Source organism: Mesorhizobium sp. B1-1-5, from assembly GCF_006443065.1.
In the GTDB taxonomy this organism is placed as follows: domain Bacteria; phylum Pseudomonadota; class Alphaproteobacteria; order Rhizobiales; family Rhizobiaceae; genus Mesorhizobium.
This window is the reverse complement of sequence record NZ_VFWS01000546.1, coordinates 1-1148: the sequence shown is the minus strand read 5'-3', so window position 1 is coordinate 1148 and position 1148 is coordinate 1. Positions and strand designations below refer to the sequence as shown.

Here is a 1148-nt window from a genome sequence, read left to right as displayed (position 1 = left end):
CGCCACCTCCTTCGACGAGATCGTGGTGTCGCTGTTCATCACCAATCCCTATCTCAAGACGTTGCCGGTGCAGATCTTCGCTTCCATCACGCGCGCCGCCGACCCGACGGTCGCGGCCGTCGGCACGATCCTCTTATGCGCAACGACACTGCTGATCGGCGGCGGCATGCTGCTTCTTGGCCGTGAGCGGAAGGGAGGCTTATGAATCAGAAAGCGGAAAATCGCGGTGCGGCGATCGACCTGGAGTCGGTAAGCAAGGCCTATGGTTCCTTCAAGGCGCTCGACGGCGTGTCGCTGCGAATCGAGCCGGGTGAATTCATGACGCTGCTCGGCCCGAGCGGCTCAGGCAAGACGACGACGCTGAACGTGATCGCCGGCTTTACCGACCTGACCAGCGGCAAGCTGCTGGTCGGGGAAAAGAGCGTGGTCGGCGTGCCGGCGCACAAGCGCAACATCGGCGTGGTCTTCCAGCATTATGCACTGTTCCCGCACATGACGGTCGGCCGCAATGTCGCCTATCCGCTGAAGCTGCGCGGCGTCACCGGGGCAGAACGCGAACGCCGTGTCCGCCACGCGCTCGACATGGTCAAGATGGCCGATTTCGGCCATCGCTTTCCAAGCGAGCTTTCGGGCGGCCAGCAGCAGCGCGTGGCGCTGGCCCGCGCCATCGTCTTCGATCCGCCGCTGCTGCTGATGGATGAGCCGCTCGGCGCGCTGGACAAGAAACTGCGCGAATGGCTGCAGCTCGAGATCAAGCGCATCCACCGCGAACTCGGCACCACCTTCGTCTATGTGACGCACGACCAGGAGGAGGCGCTGGTGCTCTCCGACCGCATCGCCGTGTTCAACCGCGGCGGTATCGAGCAGATCGGCACCGGCCGCGAACTCTACGACGAGCCGGCGACGCTTTTCGTCGGCAAGTTCATTGGCGATTCTACCGTGCTGCGCGGCCCCGCCGCCACTTCCGGCAAGGAGACGGCGATCGAGATATCAGGCCAGAGAGTGGCGACCGCCAAGCGTCTCGCCGATGGCGGCAAGCCGGTGATGCTGCTGCGTCCCGAAAAGCTGGCGCTTGCTCGTCGCGGCGGCGGCGGGGATGGCCGCAACCGGCTCGCCGGGCGTATCGGCGAGGCCATCTATCTCGGCTC

General features: G+C 65.1%; 1 protein-coding gene and 1 pseudogene. Both read left to right on the top strand.

Going from position 1 to position 1148, the window contains the following annotated elements:
• A pseudogene (locus tag FJ980_RS33160) lies at positions 1–205 on the top strand (ABC transporter permease); the annotation flags it as partial.
• Positions 202–1148, top strand: a 947-nt coding sequence (locus FJ980_RS33155) for a spermidine/putrescine ABC transporter ATP-binding protein (RefSeq protein ID WP_140547617.1), incomplete at its 3' end; no start/stop codon positions are given. The pseudogene FJ980_RS33160 and the gene FJ980_RS33155, both read left to right, overlap by 4 nt.